The organism is Rhodoplanes sp. SY1 (genome assembly GCF_046000175.1).
Classification (GTDB): domain Bacteria; phylum Pseudomonadota; class Alphaproteobacteria; order Rhizobiales; family Xanthobacteraceae; genus Rhodoplanes.
Genome location: NZ_JBEOMB010000269.1, coordinates 1 through 827 on the forward strand (window position 1 = coordinate 1; position 827 = coordinate 827).

An 827-nucleotide genomic window follows, 5' to 3' on the forward strand; every position below is an offset into this window, starting at 1 on the left:
GCCGCTTCAGGACATCTACCGTCGCGTCCGCTTCGACTGAGCGGCGCTGCTACCCCGCTGGATGGGAAAAGAGGCCCCGGGCGAATGCCCCCGGGGCCTCTTTTCGGTTCACATACAAATTTATTGATTACGGCTGGTGGGAGGCCAACAATAAGTTGTGCGCAACCGATGGTGAACCGTATGAGCGATCGCGAGGTCACCAAGCCCATTTCGACACCGCCCGATCCGCCGGTCCCGACCGATGTCGATTCGGAGCGGTTAGCTTTGCCAGGTCAGAACGCCCAGATCGGCCAAGAGTTATCCCCTCGAAGCGCCAATGAGGCGCAGGGCGATCATTCTGTTACAAACACGGTCGATACCTCCAGCACCGTTCGGCAGACAGGCCGTCGCCCCGAGACTGCTCCCTTGGTAGCGCTGTTGATTGCCCTTTTAATTTTCTACTCCGCACCTATCATTGTTGCCTTCGGTTTTATGCTGGCCGGCATCGGCACACCAACCAGTGACATCAAACGGCTTTTTGATGAACAAGCTATAGGCACGAAAATCATAGTCAAGATTGCGGAAGATAGAAACCAGTATTTAGGTCTATTTCATCAGCTCCTTGTCCCTGTTCTGGCAGCCTTCACCGCATTGGGATTTGAAGACTTTCGTAGAACGTGCGCTGCGAGCTGGCTGTTCGTCTTGCCGCTGGTGTCGCTGTTGCTCGCCATCATGCTGGCAGTGACTTTCCCGTTCGTCACGAACAGTGATAAAGCTACCATGGTTGCCGACCTCTTTAATACGATGGCCCAAAACCTTTCCGTGTATGTCTTGATGCTAGTCGGGCT

General features: G+C 54.5%; 1 protein-coding gene. It reads left to right on the forward strand.

All coding sequences use genetic code 11. From position 1 onward, the window contains the following. Window positions 1-180: 180 nt before the first annotated feature. Window positions 181-827: hypothetical protein (locus ABTU92_RS29050; protein ID WP_408095032.1), on the forward strand; the 647-nt coding region annotated here is incomplete at its 3' end.